At 57.9% G+C, this 21,954-nt stretch carries 17 protein-coding genes and 1 tRNA gene; 8 read left to right on the forward strand and 10 right to left on the reverse strand.

The window, feature by feature from the left end; all coding sequences use genetic code 11:
• Positions 1 to 12 precede the first annotated feature (12 nt).
• Genes Q0792_RS16910 through Q0792_RS16920 form a run of 3 tightly spaced genes read left to right on the forward strand, consistent with a single transcriptional unit; the run spans position 13 to position 3,412 of the window.
• A complete protein-coding gene (locus Q0792_RS16910) occupies positions 13 to 969 on the forward strand; it encodes an ABC transporter permease (RefSeq protein ID WP_298843496.1) in 957 nt (318 codons plus the stop codon).
• Positions 966 to 1,778 (forward strand): ABC transporter permease, encoded by an 813-nt coding sequence (locus Q0792_RS16915; protein ID WP_298843500.1) that lies wholly within the window; start codon positions 966 to 968, stop codon positions 1,776 to 1,778. Before Q0792_RS16910 ends, Q0792_RS16915 begins: the two co-directional genes overlap by 4 nt.
• Positions 1,775 to 3,412, forward strand: coding sequence for an ABC transporter ATP-binding protein (locus tag Q0792_RS16920; RefSeq protein WP_298843502.1), 1,638 nt, complete (start codon positions 1,775 to 1,777; stop codon positions 3,410 to 3,412). The genes Q0792_RS16915 and Q0792_RS16920 overlap by 4 nt, the downstream gene beginning before the upstream one ends.
• A 70-nt stretch (positions 3,413 to 3,482) precedes the next feature.
• Here the strand turns inward: Q0792_RS16920 and Q0792_RS16925 are convergent, their stop codons facing one another.
• Complete coding sequence (locus tag Q0792_RS16925; protein ID WP_298843504.1) at positions 3,483 to 4,124, reverse strand: VPLPA-CTERM sorting domain-containing protein; 642 nt, start codon at positions 4,122 to 4,124, stop codon at positions 3,483 to 3,485.
• 177 nt (positions 4,125 to 4,301) lie between these two features.
• The gene (locus tag Q0792_RS16930; protein ID WP_298843506.1) at positions 4,302 to 4,796 is read right to left on the reverse strand and encodes a thioredoxin family protein; all 495 of its coding nucleotides are present in this window, start codon (positions 4,794 to 4,796) and stop codon (positions 4,302 to 4,304) included.
• 250 nt (positions 4,797 to 5,046) lie between these two features.
• Here Q0792_RS16930 and Q0792_RS16935 point away from each other — a divergent pair, with 250 nt between their 5' ends.
• On the forward strand, positions 5,047 to 5,883 hold the full coding sequence (locus tag Q0792_RS16935) for an alkaline phosphatase family protein (protein WP_298843509.1): 837 nt from the start codon (positions 5,047 to 5,049) through the stop codon (positions 5,881 to 5,883).
• Here Q0792_RS16935 and Q0792_RS16940 read toward each other — a convergent pair whose 3' ends face one another.
• The 3 genes from Q0792_RS16940 to Q0792_RS16950 form a co-directional block, all read right to left on the reverse strand.
• Positions 5,884 to 7,779, reverse strand: a complete 1,896-nt coding sequence (locus Q0792_RS16940; RefSeq protein ID WP_298843512.1) for an acyl-CoA synthetase — start codon at positions 7,777 to 7,779, stop codon at positions 5,884 to 5,886.
• A gap of 134 nt (positions 7,780 to 7,913) precedes the next feature.
• Positions 7,914 to 9,725: an ABC transporter transmembrane domain-containing protein gene (locus Q0792_RS16945; protein WP_298843515.1), complete on the reverse strand. Its 1,812-nt coding sequence runs from the start codon at positions 9,723 to 9,725 to the stop codon at positions 7,914 to 7,916.
• A 241-nt stretch (positions 9,726 to 9,966) separates the two neighbouring features.
• A tRNA-Gly gene (locus tag Q0792_RS16950) sits at positions 9,967 to 10,040 on the reverse strand.
• 215 nt (positions 10,041 to 10,255) lie between these two features.
• Here Q0792_RS16950 and Q0792_RS16955 point away from each other — a divergent pair.
• Both Q0792_RS16955 and Q0792_RS16960 read left to right on the forward strand, forming a co-directional pair.
• A complete protein-coding gene (locus Q0792_RS16955; protein WP_298843518.1) occupies positions 10,256 to 11,104 on the forward strand; it encodes a VPLPA-CTERM sorting domain-containing protein in 849 nt (282 codons plus the stop codon).
• A gap of 323 nt (positions 11,105 to 11,427) precedes the next feature.
• The gene (locus Q0792_RS16960) at positions 11,428 to 13,023 is read left to right on the forward strand and encodes an alpha/beta fold hydrolase (protein ID WP_298843520.1); all 1,596 of its coding nucleotides are present in this window, start codon (positions 11,428 to 11,430) and stop codon (positions 13,021 to 13,023) included.
• A 165-nt stretch (positions 13,024 to 13,188) separates the two neighbouring features.
• Here the strand turns inward: Q0792_RS16960 and Q0792_RS16965 are convergent, their stop codons facing one another.
• Together Q0792_RS16965 and Q0792_RS16970 are read right to left on the reverse strand one after the other, a co-directional pair.
• Entirely contained in the window at positions 13,189 to 14,835 is a 1,647-nt protein-coding gene (locus tag Q0792_RS16965) for a sulfatase-like hydrolase/transferase (RefSeq protein ID WP_298843524.1), read from the reverse strand.
• Entirely contained in the window at positions 14,832 to 15,341 is a 510-nt protein-coding gene (locus Q0792_RS16970; RefSeq protein ID WP_298843530.1) for a MarR family transcriptional regulator, read from the reverse strand. Before Q0792_RS16970 ends, Q0792_RS16965 begins: the two co-directional genes overlap by 4 nt.
• A 132-nt stretch (positions 15,342 to 15,473) precedes the next feature.
• Between Q0792_RS16970 and Q0792_RS16975 the strand changes: the two genes are divergently transcribed.
• Together Q0792_RS16975 and Q0792_RS16980 are read left to right on the forward strand one after the other, a co-directional pair.
• Positions 15,474 to 16,529, forward strand: coding sequence for a TAXI family TRAP transporter solute-binding subunit (locus Q0792_RS16975; protein ID WP_298843532.1), 1,056 nt, complete (start codon positions 15,474 to 15,476; stop codon positions 16,527 to 16,529).
• A 31-nt stretch (positions 16,530 to 16,560) separates the two neighbouring features.
• The gene (locus tag Q0792_RS16980; protein ID WP_298843533.1) at positions 16,561 to 18,867 is read left to right on the forward strand and encodes a TRAP transporter fused permease subunit; all 2,307 of its coding nucleotides are present in this window, start codon (positions 16,561 to 16,563) and stop codon (positions 18,865 to 18,867) included.
• 204 nt (positions 18,868 to 19,071) lie between these two features.
• Here Q0792_RS16980 and Q0792_RS16985 read toward each other — a convergent pair whose 3' ends face one another.
• From Q0792_RS16985 to Q0792_RS16995, 3 genes are all read right to left on the reverse strand, one after another.
• A complete protein-coding gene (locus Q0792_RS16985) occupies positions 19,072 to 19,797 on the reverse strand; it encodes a DUF1194 domain-containing protein (protein WP_298843534.1) in 726 nt (241 codons plus the stop codon).
• A 21-nt stretch (positions 19,798 to 19,818) separates the two neighbouring features.
• Positions 19,819 to 20,706 (reverse strand): YghX family hydrolase, encoded by an 888-nt coding sequence (gene yghX, locus Q0792_RS16990; RefSeq protein ID WP_298843539.1) that lies wholly within the window; start codon positions 20,704 to 20,706, stop codon positions 19,819 to 19,821.
• A 234-nt stretch (positions 20,707 to 20,940) separates the two neighbouring features.
• Positions 20,941 to 21,846 (reverse strand): amidohydrolase, encoded by a 906-nt coding sequence (locus Q0792_RS16995; RefSeq protein WP_298843542.1) that lies wholly within the window; start codon positions 21,844 to 21,846, stop codon positions 20,941 to 20,943.
• Between the last annotated feature and the right edge of the window lie 108 nt (positions 21,847 to 21,954).

A 21,954-nucleotide genomic window follows, 5' to 3' on the forward strand; every position in this document is an offset into this window, starting at 1 on the left:
CGGATCCAGCAGATGCACCCGATCCTCAAACTGGTTGCCCAGCGCTTAGCGCTGGGCTTCCTGCTGCTCATCGCGGCCTCGGTTCTCATCTTTGCCGGCACCTCTATCCTGCCCGGCGACGTTGCTCAGCAGATCCTCGGCCAGTCCGCAACACCCGAAGCGCTGGAAAACCTGCGCCGCGAACTCGGGCTGAACGAACCAGCCCTGTCACGATATTTCTCCTGGCTCGGAGGCATTCTCCAGGGCGATCTCGGCACCGCGCTGACCAATGGCCGCGACATCGCCGAAAGCCTGGGCACCCGCCTCGCCAACACACTCTTTCTTGCTTTCTGGGCGGCTCTGATCTCTGTCCCGCTGGCAATTTTCCTCGGCCTGCTCGCCGTCCGCTACAAGGACCGCTGGCCCGACAAACTGATCTCCGGCGTCACGCTGACCACGATCTCGATCCCGGAATTTATGATCGGCTACGTTCTGATCTACTGGATTTCCATCAAGTTCGGCTGGTTCTCTTCGGTGGCCATTATCAACGACAGCATGACGCTGGGCCAGAAACTCAACGCCATTGCCATCCCGGTCATGGTGCTGACCCTCGTGGTGCTTGCACATATGATGCGCATGACCCGTGCCGCGATCCTTAATGTGATGCAGTCGGCCTATATCGAAACGGCCGAGCTCAAAGGCATGCCGATGCTCAGGATCATCCGCAAACACGCCTTTCCGAACGCCATCGCGCCTATCGTGAATGTGGTCATGATCAACCTCGCCTACCTTGTGGTGGGTGTCGTGGTGGTCGAGGTGGTCTTTGCCTATCCGGGCATGGGGCAGTACCTCGTTGATCACGTGGCCAAACGGGACATCCCCGTGGTGCAGGCCTGCGGTCTGATCTTTGCGGCTGTCTATATCGGTCTGAACCTCGTCGCGGACATCGTGTCGATCCTTGCAAATCCAAGGCTGAGGCATCCGAAATGAGAATACCCATTGCAGCCCTCGTGGGCCTTTTCTTCACCTGTCTGTTCTTTGCCATGGCGATCTTTGCGCCCTTCATTGCGCCCTACGGCATGGCCGAAGTTGTGGGCGATGTCTGGGAGCCGCCGTCAGAGCAGTTCCGGCTCGGCACCGACAGCATTGGCCGTGATCTGCTCAGCCGCATGATCTATGGCGGGCAGACCACCATCTTTATCGCCACCGCCGCCACAGCGCTGAGCTTTATCACAGGTTCGGTGCTTGGGTTTTTCGCGGCTGTCTCAGGTGGCTGGATTGACCAGGCCATCTCGCGCTTTGTCGATCTTATCATGTCGATCCCCTCGCTGATCTTTGCGCTGGTGGTGCTCTCGGTGATGCCGACGACCATCACCATCCTGATCGTTCTGATGGGTCTGCTGGACAGCACCCGTGTCTACCGTCTGGCGCGCGCGGTCGCGGTCGATATCACCGTGATGGACTATGTCGAGGCTGCGCGCCTGCGGGGCGAGAAAACCGCCTGGATCATCTTCCGGGAAATCCTGCCCAATGCTCTGTCACCGCTGGTGGCTGAAATGGGGCTGCGGTTCATCTTTGCGGTGCTCTTTGTCTCCACCCTGTCGTTCCTGGGTCTCGGCGTGCAGCCGCCACAGGCGGACTGGGGCGGTATCGTGAAGGAGAACAAGGAAGGCATCAACTACGGCATCTCGGCAGCCCTCTATCCTGCCTATGCCATCGCGGTGCTCTGCATCTCGATCAATCTGGTGGCAGACTGGATCCTCAACCGGACCACATCGCTCAAAGGAGGCCGGGGATGACCGAACCACTTCTCAAAGTCCGCGGCCTCAAGATCGGCGCAACGATCTATCCACCCGGCGAGAAAGCCCGCGATATCGAAATCGTGCATGGTGTGGATTTTGATCTCGAACCCGGCAAAGTGCTGGGGCTCATCGGCGAATCCGGCGCGGGTAAATCCACCATTGGCCTTGCCTCCATGGCCTATGGCCGGGGCGGCGTAGAAATCACCGGTGGCTCGGTCGAGGTCAATGGCCGCGACGTGCTGCAGTCAGGCATCCGCGACATACGTCGTCTGCGCGGGGCAGAGGTGACCTATGTGTCCCAGTCTGCTGCTGCTTCGTTCAACCCGGCCAAAAAGATCATGGAGCAGGTCACCGAGGCCGCCATTCTCCAGAACAAATTCACAAAAGCCGAGGCCGAAGAACGCGCCGTCACGCTTTTTGCGAAACTTGGGCTGCCTGATCCGGATAACATCGGCCAGCGTTACCCGCACCAGGTTTCAGGCGGGCAGCTTCAGCGCTGCATGACGGCGCTGGCACTCTGTCCTGAACCTGATCTGGTGGTCTTTGACGAGCCTACGACCGCGCTGGATGTGACAACGCAGATCGACGTGCTGGCCGCCATCAAGGAAGCCATCCGCGACACCGGTGTTGCCGCCCTCTATATCACCCACGACCTTGCGGTTGTGGCCCAGGTCAGCGACCACATCATGGTGCTGCGGATGGGCGATATGGTGGAATACGGCACCGTTGATCAGATCATCAACCAGCCGCGCGAGGAGTACACCCGCGCTCTGGTATCCGTACGCTCCATCGAACACGAGGAAAAGCAGCCCTCGCCCGATCCGGTGCTGAAGGTCGAGGGCATCACCGCCCGCTACAAAGGCACCGATTTCGACGTTCTGAAGGATGTGAATGTGGAGCTGCACCGGGGTCAGACTCTGGCGGTTGTGGGCGAATCCGGCTCTGGCAAATCCACGCTGGCACGGGTGATCACCGGGCTGCTGCCCCCCTCTGCGGGCAGCATCACCTTTGACGGGCGCTCCCTGACACCGGATATGCCGTCCCGGCCCATTGATGACCTGCGCGAACTGCAGATGATCTACCAGATGGCGGACACGGCAATGAACCCACGCCAGACCGTTGGCACCATCATCGGCAGGCCGCTGGAATTCTATTTCGGGCTCAGGGGAGCGGAGAAACAGAAGCGCATTCAGGAACTGCTGGACGAGATCGAACTGGGAGACGGGTTCCAGGACCGGTACCCTGCAGAGCTCTCGGGTGGTCAGAAACAGCGCGTTTGCATCGCGCGTGCACTGGCGGCCAAGCCCAAGCTGATCATCTGTGACGAGGTGACATCAGCACTGGACCCGCTGGTGGCGGATGGTATCCTGAAACTGCTGCTCGATCTGCAGAAGATCGAGGATGTAGCCTATCTCTTTATCACCCATGATCTGGCAACGGTGCGCGCCATCGCAGACAGTATCGCCGTGATGTACCAGGGAGAAGTCGTCCGCTACGGACCCAAATCACAGGTCCTGAGCCCGCCTTTTGACGACTACACCGACCTTTTGCTCAGCTCGGTGCCGGAAATGCGGCTTGGCTGGCTGGAAGAGGTCATCGCAAACCGCAAGATGGAGAGCGCCGGTAACTGAGCCGGCGACCGGGTAAAAGAAAAAGCCCCCGCGCCGCGGCACGGGGGCTTTTCCGTTCCCTTGTGGCAGTTCAGAACCGCCGGCGCTGTATCAGGAGCAGTCCACCCAGCCCCAGAATCAGCATCGGGAAAGATGCCGGAAGTGGTACTGCGGAAAGAGACGGGCTTGTCGCAGTCGTCACGTTGTCGACACCAAAAACATCATTGGCAAGCGCCAGAAAGTCGACCTGGTCGAAGGCCGTGTCTGACAAGAAGCCAAAGAAGGTCAGTGTGTTGTCATCGGTCGCGGGCGGATCGATCAGTTCACCAAGAACACCGATCTGCGTACGCAGGAAGTCATCGTTGAAATTGTAGAAGTCAGCCCCAAATGCAAATACCGGATCTTCGAACGCGATCGACGCATTGGCCCCGTCAAACGTGAAAATGTTGAGCGCCGTCGTTCCGTTGCCGTCAACTTCCGGGAAGATCGGTGGCGTATCAATACGGTTGTAAACACCGGCACCATTACTGTCAGCAGAGATTGTCAGCTTGCCAACGGTTGCTGAACTGGCTCCAAAGGGAACATCAGCATCGGGACCCGAGAAATCCTCGGTCTCAACCTCACCTGTCAGCGCGGCCTCAAAAAGTGCCCGGTCTGTATAGACACTGATTGTCGCCGCAGACGCATATCCGCAGGTCAGCGCCACCGCAAAAGCCGCAAGAATCGATTTCATTACACCACCTCCTTCAGTCCGGGTACCAACTTACGGTAGTACGAGTCGCGGGAAGGAAGTCATGCTATTTTCTATCTATGCGGGAAATTGCCTGGCCTTATGCCGCACGCGCAAAAGCTGCAGCGCAGAACCGAAAGATTAACAGAAATTTCAGCATGTTAACGCTTTGGTAATGTATCAGCCGGAAACCGCCTGGTGCGATCGGAATACCGGCAGGAGCTGATCGCTGCTGTGCATACCAGACAGCGTCTGTACACGTTGCCCGTCTCCGTCAAAGAACAGAAGTGTGACGTGAGGCACGTTGTGCTCCACGGCAAATCTCTGGCCCTCGTCCGTTTTGATATCCGCAACCAGATACACCAGATCGCATTCGCCAAAGTTCTTCAAAGCCCTGCGCGCCTGTTTCTGAAGTGCAGTACATGTCGGGCATTGTGGGTCATGGACCTGGACAACGACTGGTTTGCCCTGCCCGATCCGGCTGAGGTCATGTTCCGCCGCGTAGGCGCGGAATGATCCCAGCGCAAAGTATCCGCCACCACCGACCACCAGCGCCGCCCCTGCGCCATTGCGCACCAGCCTGAGAACGTCGCGCCGCGTCGGCTTGTCAGAAACCGGTTGCGCCGGTTGCTGCACCTTTTGTCTGGCTTTGCGGTTTTTGCGTGATTTGCTCATGACACGGCCTTTCAGACTGCGCCAACAATGCCTCCCGTGCATCACGGGCGGCAAATCTCTTGTTATAACATCGGGTCACGATACCGTGTTCTGATCCGCACCCCTGGTGTTCCGGCATCCTCGTCCGACAGGCCGGCGGCTAAGGTATGTAACTCCACCGTCGCAGGCGACACAGCAAAACGACGCTTTTCGTCTTGCACGCCTGCGACCATTGCCGCCAGATACACACGTCAAAAGGGGGCCCTGCGCGATGAACAACCAACTGCTGCTGATCATTCTGGACGGGGTTCCCTGGCGCAACTGGCGCCGCCTGTTCGGAAACCTCGAAGGCTGGGTAGAGACCGGCGAGGCCCGCGTGTGGAAAATACGGTCGGTTATCCCGTCAATTTCCGCCAGCTGTTATGCCTCTATCCACACGGGCGTTATGCCCGCCGAACACGGTTGTACAGGCAATGGGAATGTCTTTCGGCTGTCTCATCCGGATGTATTCTCGCAGGTGCGTTCCGTCGGTGGTGTGACCGGTGCCGTGGCGCATTCTTTCTGGTCGGAGTTCTTCAACCGTGCGCCGTTCGATGTGGTCCGGGATATCGAATACGATGAGCCTGACAGCGATACCATCTGTCATGGCCGGTTCCATACGATGACCGGCTATAACCTGAAAAATCAGATGACACCTTCTGACGTCGATCTGTTCGCCACGCTCACCAACCTCTGTGAGCGTTTCTCACTGGATTACGGAATGCTGCACACCTGTACGCTGGACAGCATGGGCCACAGGTTTTTCCACGAGTGCCAGGAGATGGACCATGCCTGTTTCGTCATGGATGAAATGCTGGCACCTTTCATCCGTCGCTGGCGCGAGGCAGGCTATGAAATCATCGTCACCGCAGATCACGGTCAGGACGACCGCGGCCACCATGGTGGCCGTGGACCATTACAGCAGGAAGCGGCGCTGTATTACTTTGGCGACGCCGAAGGGCCCGCACCCGACGTTGTGCTGGACCAGCTGCAGCTGGCCCCCACAATCCTGCACCGCCTCGGTGCGCCCGTGGCGGATACCATGCGGGCCGGTTCGTTTCTGACCTGATCAGCCGGCGGCGACGGCTGTGCCTGCCAGCTCCCAGGGCCGTACAAAATCGCCAAGGACAGCGCCAATCGCATCTTCGCTGGCGCCGTTGGGCTCGATCTGGGCAACAAGACCGCGCTTTTTGTCGTCCTTCACAGAAACGACCCGCGCTGCCACACCCGCTTTTTCCAGCGCCCCGTTATAAACACGGGTGATCGCGTTCTTGCGCAGATCTGGTTTGAAGATCTTGCCCACGGCCGTTTTGGGCAGCTCGGACATGATTGTCATGTGTTTGGGCTGCGCAGCCCGTTCGTGTACGCGTTCTTTGCAGAAATTCAGCAATTCCTCTTCGCTGACCTGTGCGCCTTCGACCAGTTCCACGAAAGCACAGGGCACTTCGCCGGAATGCGCATCAGGCTGGCCGATGGCTCCTGCAAATGCCACAGCCTCGTGGTGCAGCAGTGCTTCCTCAATCTCGGCAGGATCAATGTTGTGACCGCCACGGATAATCAGATCCTTGGCTCTGCCCGTGATCCAGACATAGCCATCAGAATCGACCCGCCCGAGATCACCTGTACGCAGATATTCACCGAAGTAGAGGTCCACGTTCTTGTCGGTTTCTGTGTAGGTGTTGCCGACATAAACGCCCGGATTAGCGACACAGATTTCGCCAATCTCATCCGTGTCAGCCTCGACGGGACCATCGGGGGTACCTTTGTAAATACGAACGTCGCAATAGGGCAGCGGAATACCGATGCTGCCAACCTTCTTTTCACCATCCGTCGGGTTGCAGGATACCAGACAGGTTGCCTCTGTGAGACCATATCCCTCGACCAGAGTAACGCCGGTCGCCTTTTCAAAGCGCCGGAACAGTTCAAGCGGCAGTGGAGCGGACCCCGAAAACGCCGTCTTGACCGTGCTCACATCCGCATTGATCGGGCGCTGCATCTTGGCAGAAATGGCCGTGGGTACAGTAATGATAAAAGTGACCTTCCAGCGCTCAACGAGCTTCCAGAAATTGTCCATGACGCCTTCACCGCGATAGCCCTGCGGCGTCGGGAAAACCACATGCGCCCCCGATGTCACCGCCGCCATCAGGATCACGTGGCAGGCAAAGACATGAAACAGCGGCAACGGGCAGATGATTGTATCATCGGCAGAAAACAACAGCTTTGACCCCAGCCATCCGTTGTAGATCATACCGGAATAGCGGTGCTGTGCCACTTTTGGCATGCCAGTCGTGCCGCCGGTGTGGAAATAGCAGGCGACGCGGTCTTCCTGTTTATCCTCAAAACCGAGCGTCGTGGCCTGTTTTGCCAGCTCGCCCATGAAATCAAGATACTTTGCCTGGTTCTGAACAGTGCGTTTGGGACGGATCAGCGGCACGATCCACGATTTGGGCGGGGTCAGATAACGCAACAGGTCGACTTCGAGCACCGTCTCCACCCCAGGTGCCAGCGCTACGGCCTCCGCCGCCTTGTCTGCGACGTCGGTTTTCGGGAATGGTTTCAGGGTGACGACAACCTTTGCACCGGTTTCGCGCAGGATCGAACCGATCTGTTCTGCATCCAGCAGCGGGTTGATCGGATTGACGATCCCGGCAACCGCGCCCCCCAGCAGCGCAAACACCGTTTCGTTCGCATTGGGCAGGATGTACGCGACAACGTCATTCTCGCCAACGCCAAGCGAACGGAAAAGATTTGCTGCCTGCGCAGTCTTGCCCAGCAGCGCAGACCACGTCAGCGTTTCCGCCTTGTCTTTGGGACCAGAGAAAATCTGGTAACTTACCGCGTTGTGATTTGGAAACTTTTCCGCTGTACGGCTCAGCTGAGCGAAAAGCGTGACGGGCAGATCGCGGTCTGTCCACGGCATTTCATCCTGAATCGCATCGCGATCCGTGATCCCGGCAAAACTCATCAGTCTCTCCTCCCAGAGCACCCGCATTCAGGCGTTTTTGTTATCTGACGGGCAAAATGCGGGTTTTGCCCCGTTTCTGCAAGCCATTGCACGCAGCGTTCATGCCCCGGGACGTCACGTAAAAAGAGCAGAACCTATTCGGCCGCGATCCCGTCAGTGAACTGAAGCCGCGCGAGGCGCGCGTAAAGACCATCTTCGGCGACCAGCTGATCGTGCGGCCCGGTGGCAACCACGCACCCCTGATCCATCACAACGATCCGGTCCGCCTTTTTCACGGTTGCCAGACGGTGCGCCACAATCAGCGTCGTACGACCTTCACTCAGGCGATCAACAGCAGCCTGTACCGCGCGCTCGCTCTCGGCATCCAGCGCGCTTGTGGCCTCATCAAGCAGCAGAACGGGCGCGTCTCTCAGAATCGCCCGGGCAATGGCGATACGTTGTTTCTGCCCGCCAGACAGCATCACACCGCGCTCGCCCAGATAGCTTTCGTACCCATCAGGCAGCGCAGAGATAAAATCATGTGCTGCCGCTGCCCGCGCTGCGGCATCAATCTCGGCATCCGTTGCGTCCGGCCGGCCAAACCGGATATTTTCACGCGCTGAGGCTGCAAAAATCACCGGATCCTGCGGGACAAGCGCAACTGACTTCCGGAAGTCATCGCGACGCAGCTCCGCGAGGTCCTGGCCATCAAGGGTAATGCGCCCGGACGCGGGATCGTAAAAGCGCAGGATCATCTGGATCACAGTGGTTTTGCCTGCACCAGACGGCCCCACGAAGGCGACGGTTTCCCCTGGCTCTATCTCAAGGGTTACACCATCCAGTGCGTTGATGCCCGGCCGCGAAGGGTATGCAAATGTGACATTCTCAAAGGCAATGCGTCCCTGAACCGGTTGCGCCAGAACCTGGGGCGAAGCGCTGTCGCTCACACTGTCTTCGGTCTGCAAAAGCTCCACCAGGCGTTCCGTCGCCCCGGCGGCACGCTGCAGTTCACCCCAGATCTCAGAGAGCGCGGCGACACCGCCCGCGACCATGACTGCGTATATCACAAACTGCACCAGAGCGCCCTGTGTCATCTCCCCTGCCCGGACATCGCGCGCGCCGATCCAGAGCACCCCGACAATGCCCGCAAAAACCAGAAAGATCACAATGACGGTCATCACCGCCCGCGTGAATACACGCCGCCGCGCCGCATCATAGGATTGCTCGGTCATGTCCGAAAACTGTGTGCGGCTGGCGGCTTCATGCGTGAAAGCCTGAACCGTCTGCACCGCGCCCAGAGCCTCAGAGGCATTCCCGGATGACGCGGCAATCCAGTCCTGGTTTTCGCGGCTCAGAACACGGAGGCGGCGACCCAGCACAAGGATCGGAACAATCACCGCCGGAACAAGCAGCAGAACCAGGCCGGTCAGTTTAGCCGATGTCAGAAGCATCAGAACCAGTCCGCCGGCGAATATCAGCAGGTTTCGCAGCGCAATTGACACCGACGAACCAATAACCGAGAGGATCAGGGTTGTATCCGTGGTGATCCTGCTCAGAACCTCGCCGGTCATTGTCTTTTCATAAAACGCCGGACTCATCCCGATCACCCGGTCAAAAACAGCTTTGCGGATGTCTGCGACGACCCGTTCTCCCAGCCGCGTAACCAGTGCATACCGCAGGCCTGTCCCAACAGCGAGAAGCGCGGCAATGCCCAGCGCTGCAGCGAAATAAAGGTCCAGATCACGCGCGCTCTTGGTGTCAAAGTTGTCGACAACCCGGCGCACAGCGAGGGGCAGCGTCAGAGACAGCATCGCCGTGACGACGAGCGCCAGAAGCGCGGCAGCCATCAGACGCCGGTACGGCCACAGAAACGGCATCAGAGCCCTGAGTGCGCCAAGCCGTTTGGATTTTTCGCGTTCATCGCTCTGCCCCGGCACGCCGGGTGCGGGAGGGTTTGGCCGGGCCATTTGTTGTCCTTCAGTACCGTGCCCTTTTGTGGCCGCAGCATGCACGGGCGTCAAGTCGCCCTGCCCCGTCAGCGGCGTCTCACCGCACCACATTGTGGCCTATAGTAAACGCAGGCCCGGTGCTGAATATCTGTGCCCCGGAAATCAATACGACTGCAGCAGCTTCACATCGCGTGACCAGTGCGGTTTTCCGGGTGCGAACAAGGGAGAGATTATGCGTTGGCCTTACCGGCTTTTTACATGGAGCGGGCGGCGGGAATCGAACCCGCGTCATTAGCTTGGAAGGCTAAGGTCTTACCACTACACAACGCCCGCTCAGTGCGTTCACCTACTATTTCATACCCATTCGGGCGTCAAGCGGAAGCAATCGAATGACCGTCTGACGCCGCAAACTTCTGCCAGTGCAATTCGGCCCGTTCGGGATATGTGATTGCGGGCGGGTTTAATCCGTCGACGTCCCGAAAGCCGTCACTGGTACAGAGCGCAGCATCCTGGCTTGCGCGAATGACTGCACTGCGGACCGGGCAGAAATGCAGTTGCTCGAATTCAGATTCCTCGTTGCCTTCATCGCGAAGGCAGTCAGTGCACCGATGGCCGGAACCGGTTGGTCTCTGCAGACGCAGCATTGTGGCTGCGGCAGACCCGGAAACGTCGCGGCATCACCCAAATGGGTGTTTTGCAAGGGTGTGCAATCGTTAACGATCACTCCGTTCATGGTTTACGGAGTTATGACAATGAAAACTACGCTATTGCTTTCAACGGTCGCCTGCTTGTTTTTCAGCGCGGCTCAGGCAACGACAATTGGGTCGTTCACATTCGACGACAACGCTTTTGCAGATGCAGCTGAAATTTCGACCGGCGTTGGCGGGGCTGGTGTGCCTTCCGCCGCTGCTGATGGTGACCTGGGAACTGAGTTCCAGCTGAATTTCAATCTCGGTGGAAATCCAGAAGCAACACTCGCATTTTCCTTCACCGACAACGAACTTTTCAACGGTCCCGGTATCGATTTGATAGCGTTCGGGGACAACAATAACGGACGTCTCCGTTTGGAAAGAATCGGTGTGACTCTTCCTGTTCAGGGCGTCGGGCTGGGAACATTTAACATAGGAGAAGGCGGTTCGCGTTTCGGAGGGGGGATCAACGGTTGGGACCTGTCTGATTTTGGCTATGCTGATGGCGAAGCATATACAACCGGGTTGCGCATAGCGCCGGAGGGCATTTTTTCCCGTGTGTATGACATCGCCGCACTTAATAGCCGCGCGAGAGTCATCGACCCCGGCCCGGACCCGAGCGCGGTTCCGCTTCCGGCGGCGGGGTGGCTCTTGCTGGGTGGCCTTGCCGGGATGGTCGGGCTTCGCCGACGTCGTGCCGGTTCCTAAAGGGGCCAGGGATGCGGGGGTGGTTGCGCATTTGTGACATGCCGGTCCTGCAGGGTCACCCGGAGTGTTGCATTCGTGATCTGGATTGCCTTTTCGCGGATGCGACCGGTTCAGCCTGCTGATCCGGGGCGCCTTTTTTTGCAGCCTGGGGACGTTTTTTTGTCTCAGTGACACGATTGCTTATCTGTCATCTTGCCCTTTGACCGGAATGATTGCCCCGTCAGGAAGACGCGGTGTATTTTCATTCAATAACTTCATTTCTGACTGGACGCAGTTCGTACTGAGCGAACTGCAAAATTGCAGCGAGAGCCCAGGGCCTGGCCATGAAAACCAACGATGCCTTTTTTGAAGAAAATGTCCGAGATGTTTTTTCTCTGGTTCCAACGGATGTAGCTCTGTCCGCCAGCCGCGAGGTTATAGCCCGGTATGAGGACGGCGCCCGTCCCATCTCGAGCGCCGTAATCTGGTGTGATTTTCGCAGTGATGGGAAATTCCTGCGTGCAGGTGTGAGCGATGTCGGAACCATGGAGACGCGGTCCGTTCTTTCAGCAGAAGCCGAGCCGGTTGTTCAAGAGATTGTCACCTACGCTGAAAATCACCGGCTACAGGCCGGGATGCTGACCCCGTCAGATCTGAACGGTGGGTTCCATTGGTGTATCCCATACACCCCCCCGACGCAGAACGCGAAACCGAAAGCGGGCTTTCGAACACTTCTGATTACCGAAAATCTGTTCCGCGAAGTTTTCGACCTGTTCAACAGTGCAGGTAAGCTGACGCCCGCTGAAAAACGATGCGTTTACCAACTTGTTTCAGGTCTCAGGCCGACCCACGCTGCCGAGGTCGATGAGGTATCGGTGGAGACAAAACGGAGCCACCTGAAGCGGGCGATGAACAAACTGCATTGCTCAAGTCAGTCTGAGCTGATGCGGATGATGATCAGTCAGATGATCCACGTAATTTACTTATGTGAATCAGAGACATCGGGAAACAAGGTCATTGAAGCATTCACAATGGATCATCTTCATGGCTCAATCCGCCTGCTGTCGCAGCGATTGCCCAATGGACGCCTTCAGCGAGTCTGGGAAATGGGGCCGGCAAACGGAAAACCGCTTCTTCTGCTTCATGGCGTCTTGTTTCCGTTTCTGTTGCTGAATGCGCAGGAACAGCTTGAGCGCATCGGTATCAGGCTCGTTATCCCCGTCCGCCAAGGGTATCTGGAGGATCAGACAAAAACAAACAGCTTTGACGAAGGCAATCTGGTAGAGCAGACCCTCGAAGATCTTGAAGAGTTTGTTCGTCTGACCTGGAACGGTGCAATTGACGTACTGTGCCATTCGAGCGGGTCCTTTCTGGGCATGTACCTGACCCAGCGCTGCCCAGACCTGATTTCCCGGCTTGTGGCGGTTTCGGTGAACCTGGCACAGGAAAATCCCGAAGAAAGGACCTATGCTGCCAGTTTCTTCAGCGGCATTCGCAAGCTCTCCAACCGCACCGGCATACATGATGCGCTGGTAAGGCAGTTCCAGAAAACGACCTTCTCCAATGCTGCAGCAACACGTTTTGTCCTGCGGCGGCTGTTCAGAGAAAGCCCGACAGATCTGGAAGTTCTGAACGGAGTTTTAGGGGCAGGAGAAGCCTTTGACTGGTATCAGGCGATGTATGCCAGCTCGATGACTGGGATAGCGTCAGATTTCCGTATGGTTTATTCTGACCCCGGTGAAGCGATCTCGAAGATCAGCGTACCAACGTTCTTTCTGCACGGTCCGGACGACGGGTTTACCAGTCCCGACCTGATGGAAGAGTACACATCAGGAAATGAAAATGTGTACCTGAAGGTTCTGCCCGTTGGTGGCCACCTGGTCGCAGCAAGCCATCCAGAGCTTTTCTGGACAGAAGTCGACGCACTCCTGCGAAACTAGTTGCGGCCGCGAGGAATACTGCTTTGTCCTTAGGGCGAAACGCAGCTGTGGGCGGAGCTGATCGTCGCTTGTGTCTGCTCCCGGTCAGTTGTGTCACCGGTTTAATCGAAGAGATACTGCCGCCCGGCCAATGTGTTCATTTTCGGGAAACGCGCGCCTGGACAGTCACCTGTTCCCGGACGGCTTCAGGTCACTGAAGGCTTGCCCTGTCGCACTCTGGTATTCCTGAGCATCCCAGAACCCGATGAGAATTCCATCTTTCGCGGCTGTTTTCTGGCGTGCCAAAACAGCAGGTGTGGCCGTAATCCTCGTGTGGTGACGGGTCGCCCACCTGAGCAAGGCTGCTTCCATTCGCGAACGCACCTCGACATGCTGCGGCGCGTCGGAGCGTCCGAGGTCGTCAAGTTCGTCAGGATCCTTTTCAATATCAAAGAGGACCGGCGCGAACCCTTCACAGCAAATGTATTTCCATCGGCCGTCAAAGATCATGGTCGTGTGGGCATTTTCCTGTCGCACGCCAAGTGATGCTGCCATCTCGGACCAGTGATAATCATGCTCGCTGATGACGAACTGGCGGGAAAACCCTTCGGTCCCGTGCAAAAGTGGCGTCAGATCGCGGCCCTCGATCACGTGGGGTTTTGGCGTACAGCCAAGCGCATTCATGAAGGTCGGTGCGAGATCAATCATCTCGACAAGCGCGTCCGACACCATCCCACGGTTCGCATCGGCTTCGGGACGGGGATCAGCGATGATCAGCGGCACCTTCACCGCCATCTCGTGATAGAAATCTTTGTCCCCCATCCAGTGATCGCCCATGTAGTCACCGTGATCGGAAGTAAAGGCAATGATTGTGTTCTCGCTGAGCCCCTTCTCATCCATCCAGGCGAACAGCCGGCCGAGGTTGTCGTCCAGCTGTTTGATCAGGCCCATATAGGCGGGGATGACGTGTTCGCGCACATGATCACGCGAGAAACTGCGACAGACACGGGCGTCGAGATAGGCGCGCATCAAGGGATGGTCGGTTTCGCGTTCGGCATCTGACCGGACGGGGTCGACAATATGCGTCTCGTCATACATGTCGTGATAAGGGGCCGGAACGATATAGGGCCAGTGCGGCTTAATATAGCTGAGGTGGCACATCCACGGACGGCCGTCCTGCATCGCCTCTTCCATGAATTCCATGGCCCGGTCCGTCATGTAGGCGGTTTCCGAATGCTCTTCGGGGATGTTGGCGGGAAGGCGGGAATTCTTGAGCAGCCAGGCCGACAGAAGCTCTCCGTTCTGGTCTTTGCCGGAATTGGCGAAGTCTTCCCATGGGTTGTCGCTGTCATAGCCATGGGCCACGAGATAGTCGTCATAGGCAGACCATTGCTGCCGAGCGCTGTCGGGATGAAGGCCATCATCACGCTCGAATGGCTCGAAGCCACATTCCGACCGATGCACTCCGATTTCACTTTTGGGATCTATGCCAAGCCAGGCCATACCTTCTTTGTCAGCGATCATATGTGTTTTTCCGACGAGCACAGCACGGGCACCGGCTTCGCGCACGTGATCGCCCAGCGTGGGTTCTCCGACCCGAAGCGGCATGCCGTTCCAGGTTGACCCGTGGCTGCGGACATAGCGCCCTGTGTAAGCGGACATGCGCGACGGGCCACACACCGGCGATTGCACATAGGCACGATCGAAACGCACGCCGCGCTCAGCCAGCGCGTCAATATGGGGCGTGTGCAGGTGAGGATGGCCGTAGCAACTCAGATAGTCAAAACGAAGCTGATCTGCCATGATCCACAATATGTTGGGCCTGTCGGTCATGCTGTTCTCTCCGTAGCTGGAGCGGCTGATTTACGGTCTTCTACAAAATGCTCGAAACGGTCGATCAGACCGAGAAATACGTCCAGCTCAGCCTCGGTGAAAGCGTTTTTAAGGGCTGCCCGCCGCTGTGACATAATCACGGATGTGTCCTCGAAAACGGATCGCCCGGCGGCCGTCAGCGCGACCAGAGATGTCCTGCGATCCGTTGAGCCCGTTCTGGTTGCGACATAGCCCTTGTCAATCATGGCCGGGATGGTGCGGCTGATCAGGGCGTGATCGGTTCGTTGGATCGAAGCCATCTCTGTCACTGTCAAAGGACCGGCCTCGGCCAGATCCCAGAGAACGCGCCATTCGGTAATCGAGAGGTTTCCTGCGGTCGTGAGCAAGCGTTTGGCCTGCGTGCGGGAGGCCAGCGCCGCCGCCTGCAAACGTCCAAAAAGGTTACGCTCCTGCGAGAGGCACCGCGCCTTGTAGCGATCAACGCGATCATTCTGAACTGTTGTCATGTGTCCTCCTGCCCACAATAAGATCAGTATTTTTTTTACGTGACAAGTCACATAATTTTTGCAAATCTTTCCCGGAGACCCATGACAAGCGGGAATACCGTGCGACCACGCGCACCGTTCAGGGAGGAAAAAATGTTCAAGAAATCCATCGCGGGGGCGGTGCTGGCACTGTTGCCCGCTGCAGCTTTTGCTCAGACAACGCTGACGGCGGAAACCACCTCGCCCGGGTCAACGCCACATTACATCGACACAACGCTTGCCGCCATTCTGGACGCGGACGGTGTGGCGACGATGCAGATCACCGAAGGGGCCACGCTGACGAACTCAGTTCAGGCTGTAGCAGAAGGTCAGCTCGATATGGCGCCTGCGCCGTTGATCCTGCCCTTCCTCCTGTCGCGCGGCGTTGGCCCCTATTCCGGCGTTGGTGCCGAAAAGGGTGCGGAACTTGCAGGCAACCTCCGGGCACTGTTCTTCTCGGCCCCTTCTGCCCAATTGTTCGGTCATTACAACAGCGGTTCCATTCAGGGGATCGAAGATATTGAAGGCAAGCGCATCTACAACGGCCCGCCTCGCGGTGCCGCTTTGACAACGGGTCGGGCGGCAATCCAGCTTTTGTCCGGCCTCAAAGATGGCGAAGGCTATGAAGGCGTCCAGACACCCTGGCCCGACACGGTTTCGACGATCACCGGTGGCGCAGTCGATGGCTGGACGCTTCCCGAAGGTCTGCCCTCTGGGCGCCAGATTGCGATTGCTGCCGCGGGTGGCACAACGATCTACGATATGCCGTCTGACCTGCTGAACAGCGAGCTGGGGCAACAGATCGTCAATGCGCCCGGCAACGCGCCTTACTCGATCCCGGTTGACGAATTTCGGGCGGCTTATGCCGGAAACGATATTACCATCGTGACCGATGATGACACGTTTGACACCTTTGCCCTGGCATTTGCCCAGATCGTGCCCGCCACGATGGACGAAGACCTCGCCTATCAGATCACCAAATCGTACCTTGCTGGTCAGGAACGTTTCAAAACCGGCTCGCCCCGTGGCCCTTACCTTTTCCTCAGCTTCGGCGACATCGACGGCAAAAGTCAGGGCGTGTGCGGTGCCGTGACAATGAAGCTGCATCCCGGCGCTGTCCGCGCCTATGAAGAGGCAGGGCACAGCATCGCGGATTGCGTAAAACCTTAAGGTCTCCGGCTGGTCAGAACAGGGTTAGGTCATGAACGAGACGACCACCACCAGATCACAGGGGCAGCGCATCGCGCTGCTCCTCGCATTTCTGCTCGTCCTGGTCGGCATGGTAAACACCCTGCCGGAGATACCCGGACTTCAGAACTGGGCCCGCGACGTCACCGGCATTCGGTTCTTCCGTATCTCGGGCTTTCCAACCGAGTATTTGTTTCCGCCGCTCTTCGTACTGATGATGGTCATAGTCGCACTGGATGCGAGCCTGTATCGCACCTGGCGCGTGACCCGCCCCAAACGGGCGTGGCTTGGGGCCGCCCTGGACATCGGTCTGGTCATGGCGGCGCTTCTCGGGGCTTTGGGGTACTGGATCGAAATCGACTCGGTCTGTTTGATCGACCAGATCACAGGCGAGCGTGCGCGCCTGATCGAAGACGCCCTCAACCGGTCCGCGGGTTTGATTCCCGGCTTGACCCTTGAGGCGGAGGTACCCGCCTGTCAGGCCCGGCTTGGGGTCTGGAGCCTGCCCCTGCTCTTCACGATCATCCTGCTCTTTTTTCTATACAATATCCGGGTCTGGGGCCTGCCGCTGGTCATCGTGGCAAGCGTGGTGGTGCTTTATACTGTTGTCACCGCGCTGGTCTGGGTGTTCGGCCTGAGCGACAATAACTTCCTGCTGACCAAATTGGGGGCCGATGGCGGCGATGCCATGGCGGCAGCGGTTCAAAAGGCGACGAATGTTTTCATAACGCCGGATGGGTTCATGGGCCGTTTCATGGACATCATCATTAATCAGGTCTTTCCCTATGTGGTGCTGGGCGCATTGTTTGGCGCGTCGGCGGGCGGCACATCCCTGATCAAGCTGGCAGTGCGGGTGACACGCAACCTCAGAGGCGGTCCCGCGCATGCTGCCATCGTCTCATCAGCGATGTTTGGCACCATAACTGGTGGCCCGGTGACAAACGTGCTGTCCACGGGTCGGCTTACTATTCCGATGATGCGGCGCAACGGGTTCTCTCCGCAATTTGCCGGCGGGGTTGAGGCAGCAGCGTCCTCGGGCGGGCAGATCATGCCGCCGGTCATGGGCATTGCGGCCTTCGTCCTGGTGGCGCTGACGGCTGTACCCTACACCAAGGTGATCACTGCGGCCTTCATACCCGCAATAGCATTCTTTGTTTCGATCTTCCTTGCGGTCATGTTCCAGGCCCGTCGCGAAAACGTAGCACCGATGCGGGACATTCCGGACGACCTGATCATGCAGCGACAGGACTGGCGCAACCTCTGGATCATCTTTCTGCCGATCCTGACAATCCTGTTCCTGCTTTTGGGCAATAAGGACACGATCAGTCAGGGTTGGATATCTTCACTTCTGCCACAGGTGGTGGTGCAGACGATTGTGAATGCTGCCGGGGATGCAGTTTCTGCTGGGTGGTGGGCCGTCGCCCTCCTGGTGCCGCTGATGTTCATAGACCCCGAAACCCGCGCCAGACCAGGCAAGCTTCTGGCCGCGCTCGGAGAGGGCGGCATTCTGATCTCGCGCCTGTTCCTGCTCCTGTTCGCGGTGTCGATCATCGCGGCCTTCCTCAATGAAAGCGGCCTGACGGGCGAGTTGACCCGCGCCGTTACATCCTGGCTGGCCCAGGTCACGTCGCTCAGCCTTTTCGGATTCGAGATCCCCATCACGGGAGGCGTTTACCTGATGCTGGCACTGCTTTGTGCCATGCTCTGCGCGATCCTTCTCGGCATGGGGATGCCGACGGTTCCGGCCTATGTAAACGTGGCTTTGTTACTTGGCCCGCTTCTTGCCCAGCTGGGAGTCAGTTTCTTCACCGCCAATATGTTTGTGTTTTATTTTGCCGTCGCCTCGGCCATCACACCCCCGGTCGCTGTGGCAGCTTTTGCCGCGGCATCGATCACCCGCACCGAGCCAATGCGGACAGCCTTATCGGCTGTTCGGGTCGGCGTCGTGATGTTCACGATCCCCTTCGTCTTTGCGTGGTATCCGGAACTGTTGCTGATCCCAGAGGCGGTCACGATCACGGACGAGACCGGGCGGCGTATCCTTATGGAAGGGTATTCGGAACAGACCGATATCGGCGCGCTTTCGATACTCCTTTGCCGCCTGCTGGCTGCACTCTATCTGATCGCCTCTGCATTGGCGCGTTTTGACCGGGCAACTCTCAGGCAATGGGAAGTGATGCTCCGCATCGTGGCAGCAATCCTCATTCTCTGGAAATCACCTGTTGTGATTGCAGCTGGTGCTGCGCTCTCCATTCTGTTGGTCGGGTCTCATATTTTTGCGACCTCGAAATCCGACAAGGAGGCGCGGGACAACGCCTAGCTGTGGTTCGTACAAATTACAGCATCCGTTAGAACCTGCTCACTGCCCCCATTGGCAGCACTCCAGCGTGTTGTGACAAACTGCCGTGATCAACATCGGATTGTCGTTCCGGGAGGGAATGGCGGACCGGATGATCAGTCATGGAAACACCAGACTTGCCTGCCATACATACGCTACGCCCAGCCTCGAACGAGGGCCGCACTGTCAGCACAAATCAACGCACGTCTGCGCCAGGCCCGTGTTCGGAAAGCCTCCGGAAATCTCCAGAATAAGCTTGCGCCGGATCGCCTGGGCCAGGTCTTCCTGGCTCTCTGCGGTCACGACAAATGCGCCGCGTCCGCCTATTATCAGGTCTTTATATATTGCACCAAGGTCCGGATATCGCGCGGGCGTATCGCAGAAACGGCACAGAATGGGCAACGCATTGATCGTTATCCCTGATGCGACAACCTCCTGTCTTGCCGCTTCTATTGGCGGGCCAGAGAAGCTGTTCGGGCTGTCGCCGGAGAAGTCGATGACTTTGCGCCATCCGTCAAAAGCATTGTTTTCAATCAATCGTTTGCCATCAAGGAGGGCAGCGCCGATAGCGTTTCGGCCAAAGGCACTGCGTCCCGCACCCGAGAGCGCAGCGGCAAATTCTGATGCGCTCTTGGGACCATCAATCTTCATCCAGTCGACGACGACAGCAGTGTTTGCAGCCCATTCCACGTATGTGACCGCAATAGCGCCATAGGCCGAGTTGGATATTGCAGACAGCACCCGGGGATCAGTGATCGCCTTGGCGTAACCTTCTCTTTGAAATGCAATCTCAGCCTGGCTGATCGAACCGGAGGCGTCCGCCAGAAGAACCAGCTCAACTTCGACGTCCTGTGCGACTGCCTGGCCCACGCCCAGCGAGAGAAACGCCCAGACCCATATCCATCGCAACATGTCGACCACGTTATTGCCCACCTACGTCAAATAGGTGTTGAACCATCCCAGCGTGCGTTCCCAGGCAAGTGCGGCCTGCGCTTCATCATATCTGGGCGTGCTGTCATTGTGGAAGCCGTGGTTGGCCCCTTCGTAGATGTAGGCCTCATAGGTCTTGTCGTTTGCCTTCAGAGCAGCTTCGAATGCTGGCCAGCCTGCATTGATGCGTTCATCCAGTTCGCCCATTTGCACCAACAGTGGTGCCTCGATCCTCGGAACATCCGCTGATGCCGGTTGGCGGCCGTAAAACGGAACGCCGGCGGCCAGTTCGGGATACGCGACCGAGATAGCACCCACGACGCCACCGCCGTAACAGAACCCGACGGCACCCACTTTGCCTGTGCTGTCGTCGCGGGCAAGCAAGTGCTCGAAACCTGCGAAAAAGTCATTCATGAGCGCGGTCCGGTCGACTGTCCGCTGCAACTCGCGACCATCCGCATCATTTCCGGGATATCCGCCGACGGAGGTCAACCCGTCCGGCGCAAGCGCCATGAAGCCGGCCTTTGCCAAACGGCGTGCCACGTCTTCGATATATGGGTTCAGTCCGCGATTTTCATGGATCACCAACACCGCTGGCAAACGCCCTTCGGAACTGGTGGGCCGCACAAGATACCCCCGAACATCTCCTGTTCCATTCGGGGATGGATACGTGATGTAGTCGGCGTGTATGTCGGGATCATTGAACGACACCTGCTGGGCCATGGCGTAGTTTGGGCTGAGCATGTTCAGCAGCGCCATGGCTGTTACACCGCCCACGGCAAACCTGCCCGCTTTCTCAAGAAACTCGCGCTTAGTGATCTTGCCGTGCGCGTAGAAGTCATACAGGTCCAACAGTTCCTGATCGAAATCTTTTGCAGTCATGCGGTTCATGGCACCCTCCCGGATTGCTGTGCTTCGAATGCACCCGCCGGTGGACGTTTTGTCCAATCAAATCTTTCTGTAACTCTGAGGTGCGGTATCAGGTGAACGCACCGCAATACAGCGGTCAGGAGCCATTGCTTTCACAGGCAATTGTCGCGGTCGCGGTTCTTGCCGGGTGAACAACACGCCCCACATGTCCCACCGCAGTGTTGCGCAAACGGCCATTCAAGCCGGGCAGACTGTTCACAAAGGCACACTCGGGAATCCGTACAGGTCAGCCGGATTGTCGACGAGTATTTTCCTGCGAAGTGCTGGATCACATCCCCAGTCGGCGAGTTGTTCCAGCAGTGAGCCATCATTCGGCATTATCCCCCTGTGGCGCACATGTGGCCAGTCTGAGCCCCAGATCAGGCGGTCGGGATTGGCAGAAATCAGTGCTCGGGCCATATCGGCAACATCGGAATAGGGAAACCGGTCCAGCGTACTGATCCGGTAGGATCCCGTGAGCTTGACCCATGCCTGCCCCTCTTCAAACGCTGCCAGAAAACGCTGGTACCCGGGATCGTTCAGGCCCTTCGTCGCCGTGGTATATCCTAGGTGCCCAAATACCACTGGTACACGCGAAGAGGCGAGGACGACGTCAATGTCTTCAAACGTTTCGACATGGGCCAGAAACTCTATGTGCCATCCCATATCAGCAATCCGCTCGGTAAACTTCAGGGCGTCCTTGATTGAGGGGAATGTCATTCCGCCGCTATCGACGACGTTCACCCGAATGCCGCGCGCACCAGCTGCGTGAAAAGCCTCCAGTTCGGCGTCGGTGACCTCTGGTCTGACGGAGACAACCGCCCGAAGCCGCTCGGGATCAGCACCGGATACCTCCAGTGTCGCGGTATTGTCCTCGGCATAGACACTGGGCTGGACAACCACCGCGCGTTCAATTCCCAAAGCTCCCACGACGCGATCAAAATCCGTGATTTCCAAAGGCGGAGGTGTATAGCTGCGATCCGGCACATAACGATGCTCGTGCCCTGAGGGAAAAACGTGAAAATGCGTGTCGCATGCCCCGGCGGGCATTTCAAAAGCAGGCGAATTCGGGTCCGGATCCGGGCTTGCACAGAATGAAGTGTTGTTTTGCTGCTGTGACATGCGTTGCCTCCCGCTTTGACAGTGTCGTGGAGTCCACCGGAACACCACACAAAAGCAAGTCTAAAGCAGGTTTGCGGCTTTGTTGCTTCGGTCATTGTCGCAAGATCG

Origin of the sequence: uncultured Roseobacter sp. (assembly GCF_947495025.1) — a bacterium.
Taxonomy (GTDB): domain Bacteria; phylum Pseudomonadota; class Alphaproteobacteria; order Rhodobacterales; family Rhodobacteraceae; genus Roseobacter.

What these genes read in the sequence shown, in the direction of transcription:
- Q0792_RS16930 (WP_298843506.1), bottom strand. Translation starts at nt 4,796, where the DNA reads ATGAGCAAATCACGCAAAAACCGCAAAGCCAGACAAAAGGTGCAGCAA.
- Q0792_RS16940 (WP_298843512.1), bottom strand. Translation starts at nt 7,779, where the DNA reads ATGAGTTTTGCCGGGATCACGGATCGCGATGCGATTCAGGATGAAATG.
- Q0792_RS16980 (WP_298843533.1), top strand. Translation starts at nt 16,561, where the DNA reads ATGAACGAGACGACCACCACCAGATCACAGGGGCAGCGCATCGCGCTG.
- Q0792_RS16910 (WP_298843496.1), top strand. Translation starts at nt 13, where the DNA reads ATGCACCCGATCCTCAAACTGGTTGCCCAGCGCTTAGCGCTGGGCTTC.
- Q0792_RS16970 (WP_298843530.1), bottom strand. Translation starts at nt 15,341, where the DNA reads ATGACAACAGTTCAGAATGATCGCGTTGATCGCTACAAGGCGCGGTGC.
- Q0792_RS16945 (WP_298843515.1), bottom strand. Translation starts at nt 9,725, where the DNA reads ATGGCCCGGCCAAACCCTCCCGCACCCGGCGTGCCGGGGCAGAGCGAT.
- Q0792_RS16915 (WP_298843500.1), top strand. Translation starts at nt 966, where the DNA reads ATGAGAATACCCATTGCAGCCCTCGTGGGCCTTTTCTTCACCTGTCTG.
- Q0792_RS16975 (WP_298843532.1), top strand. Translation starts at nt 15,474, where the DNA reads ATGTTCAAGAAATCCATCGCGGGGGCGGTGCTGGCACTGTTGCCCGCT.
- yghX (WP_298843539.1), bottom strand. Translation starts at nt 20,706, where the DNA reads ATGAACCGCATGACTGCAAAAGATTTCGATCAGGAACTGTTGGACCTG.
- Q0792_RS16965 (WP_298843524.1), bottom strand. Translation starts at nt 14,835, where the DNA reads ATGACCGACAGGCCCAACATATTGTGGATCATGGCAGATCAGCTTCGT.
- Q0792_RS16955 (WP_298843518.1), top strand. Translation starts at nt 10,256, where the DNA reads ATGCAGTTGCTCGAATTCAGATTCCTCGTTGCCTTCATCGCGAAGGCA.
- Q0792_RS16960 (WP_298843520.1), top strand. Translation starts at nt 11,428, where the DNA reads ATGAAAACCAACGATGCCTTTTTTGAAGAAAATGTCCGAGATGTTTTT.
- Q0792_RS16985 (WP_298843534.1), bottom strand. Translation starts at nt 19,797, where the DNA reads ATGTTGCGATGGATATGGGTCTGGGCGTTTCTCTCGCTGGGCGTGGGC.
- Q0792_RS16920 (WP_298843502.1), top strand. Translation starts at nt 1,775, where the DNA reads ATGACCGAACCACTTCTCAAAGTCCGCGGCCTCAAGATCGGCGCAACG.
- Q0792_RS16935 (WP_298843509.1), top strand. Translation starts at nt 5,047, where the DNA reads ATGAACAACCAACTGCTGCTGATCATTCTGGACGGGGTTCCCTGGCGC.
- Q0792_RS16925 (WP_298843504.1), bottom strand. Translation starts at nt 4,124, where the DNA reads ATGAAATCGATTCTTGCGGCTTTTGCGGTGGCGCTGACCTGCGGATAT.
- Q0792_RS16995 (WP_298843542.1), bottom strand. Translation starts at nt 21,846, where the DNA reads ATGTCACAGCAGCAAAACAACACTTCATTCTGTGCAAGCCCGGATCCG.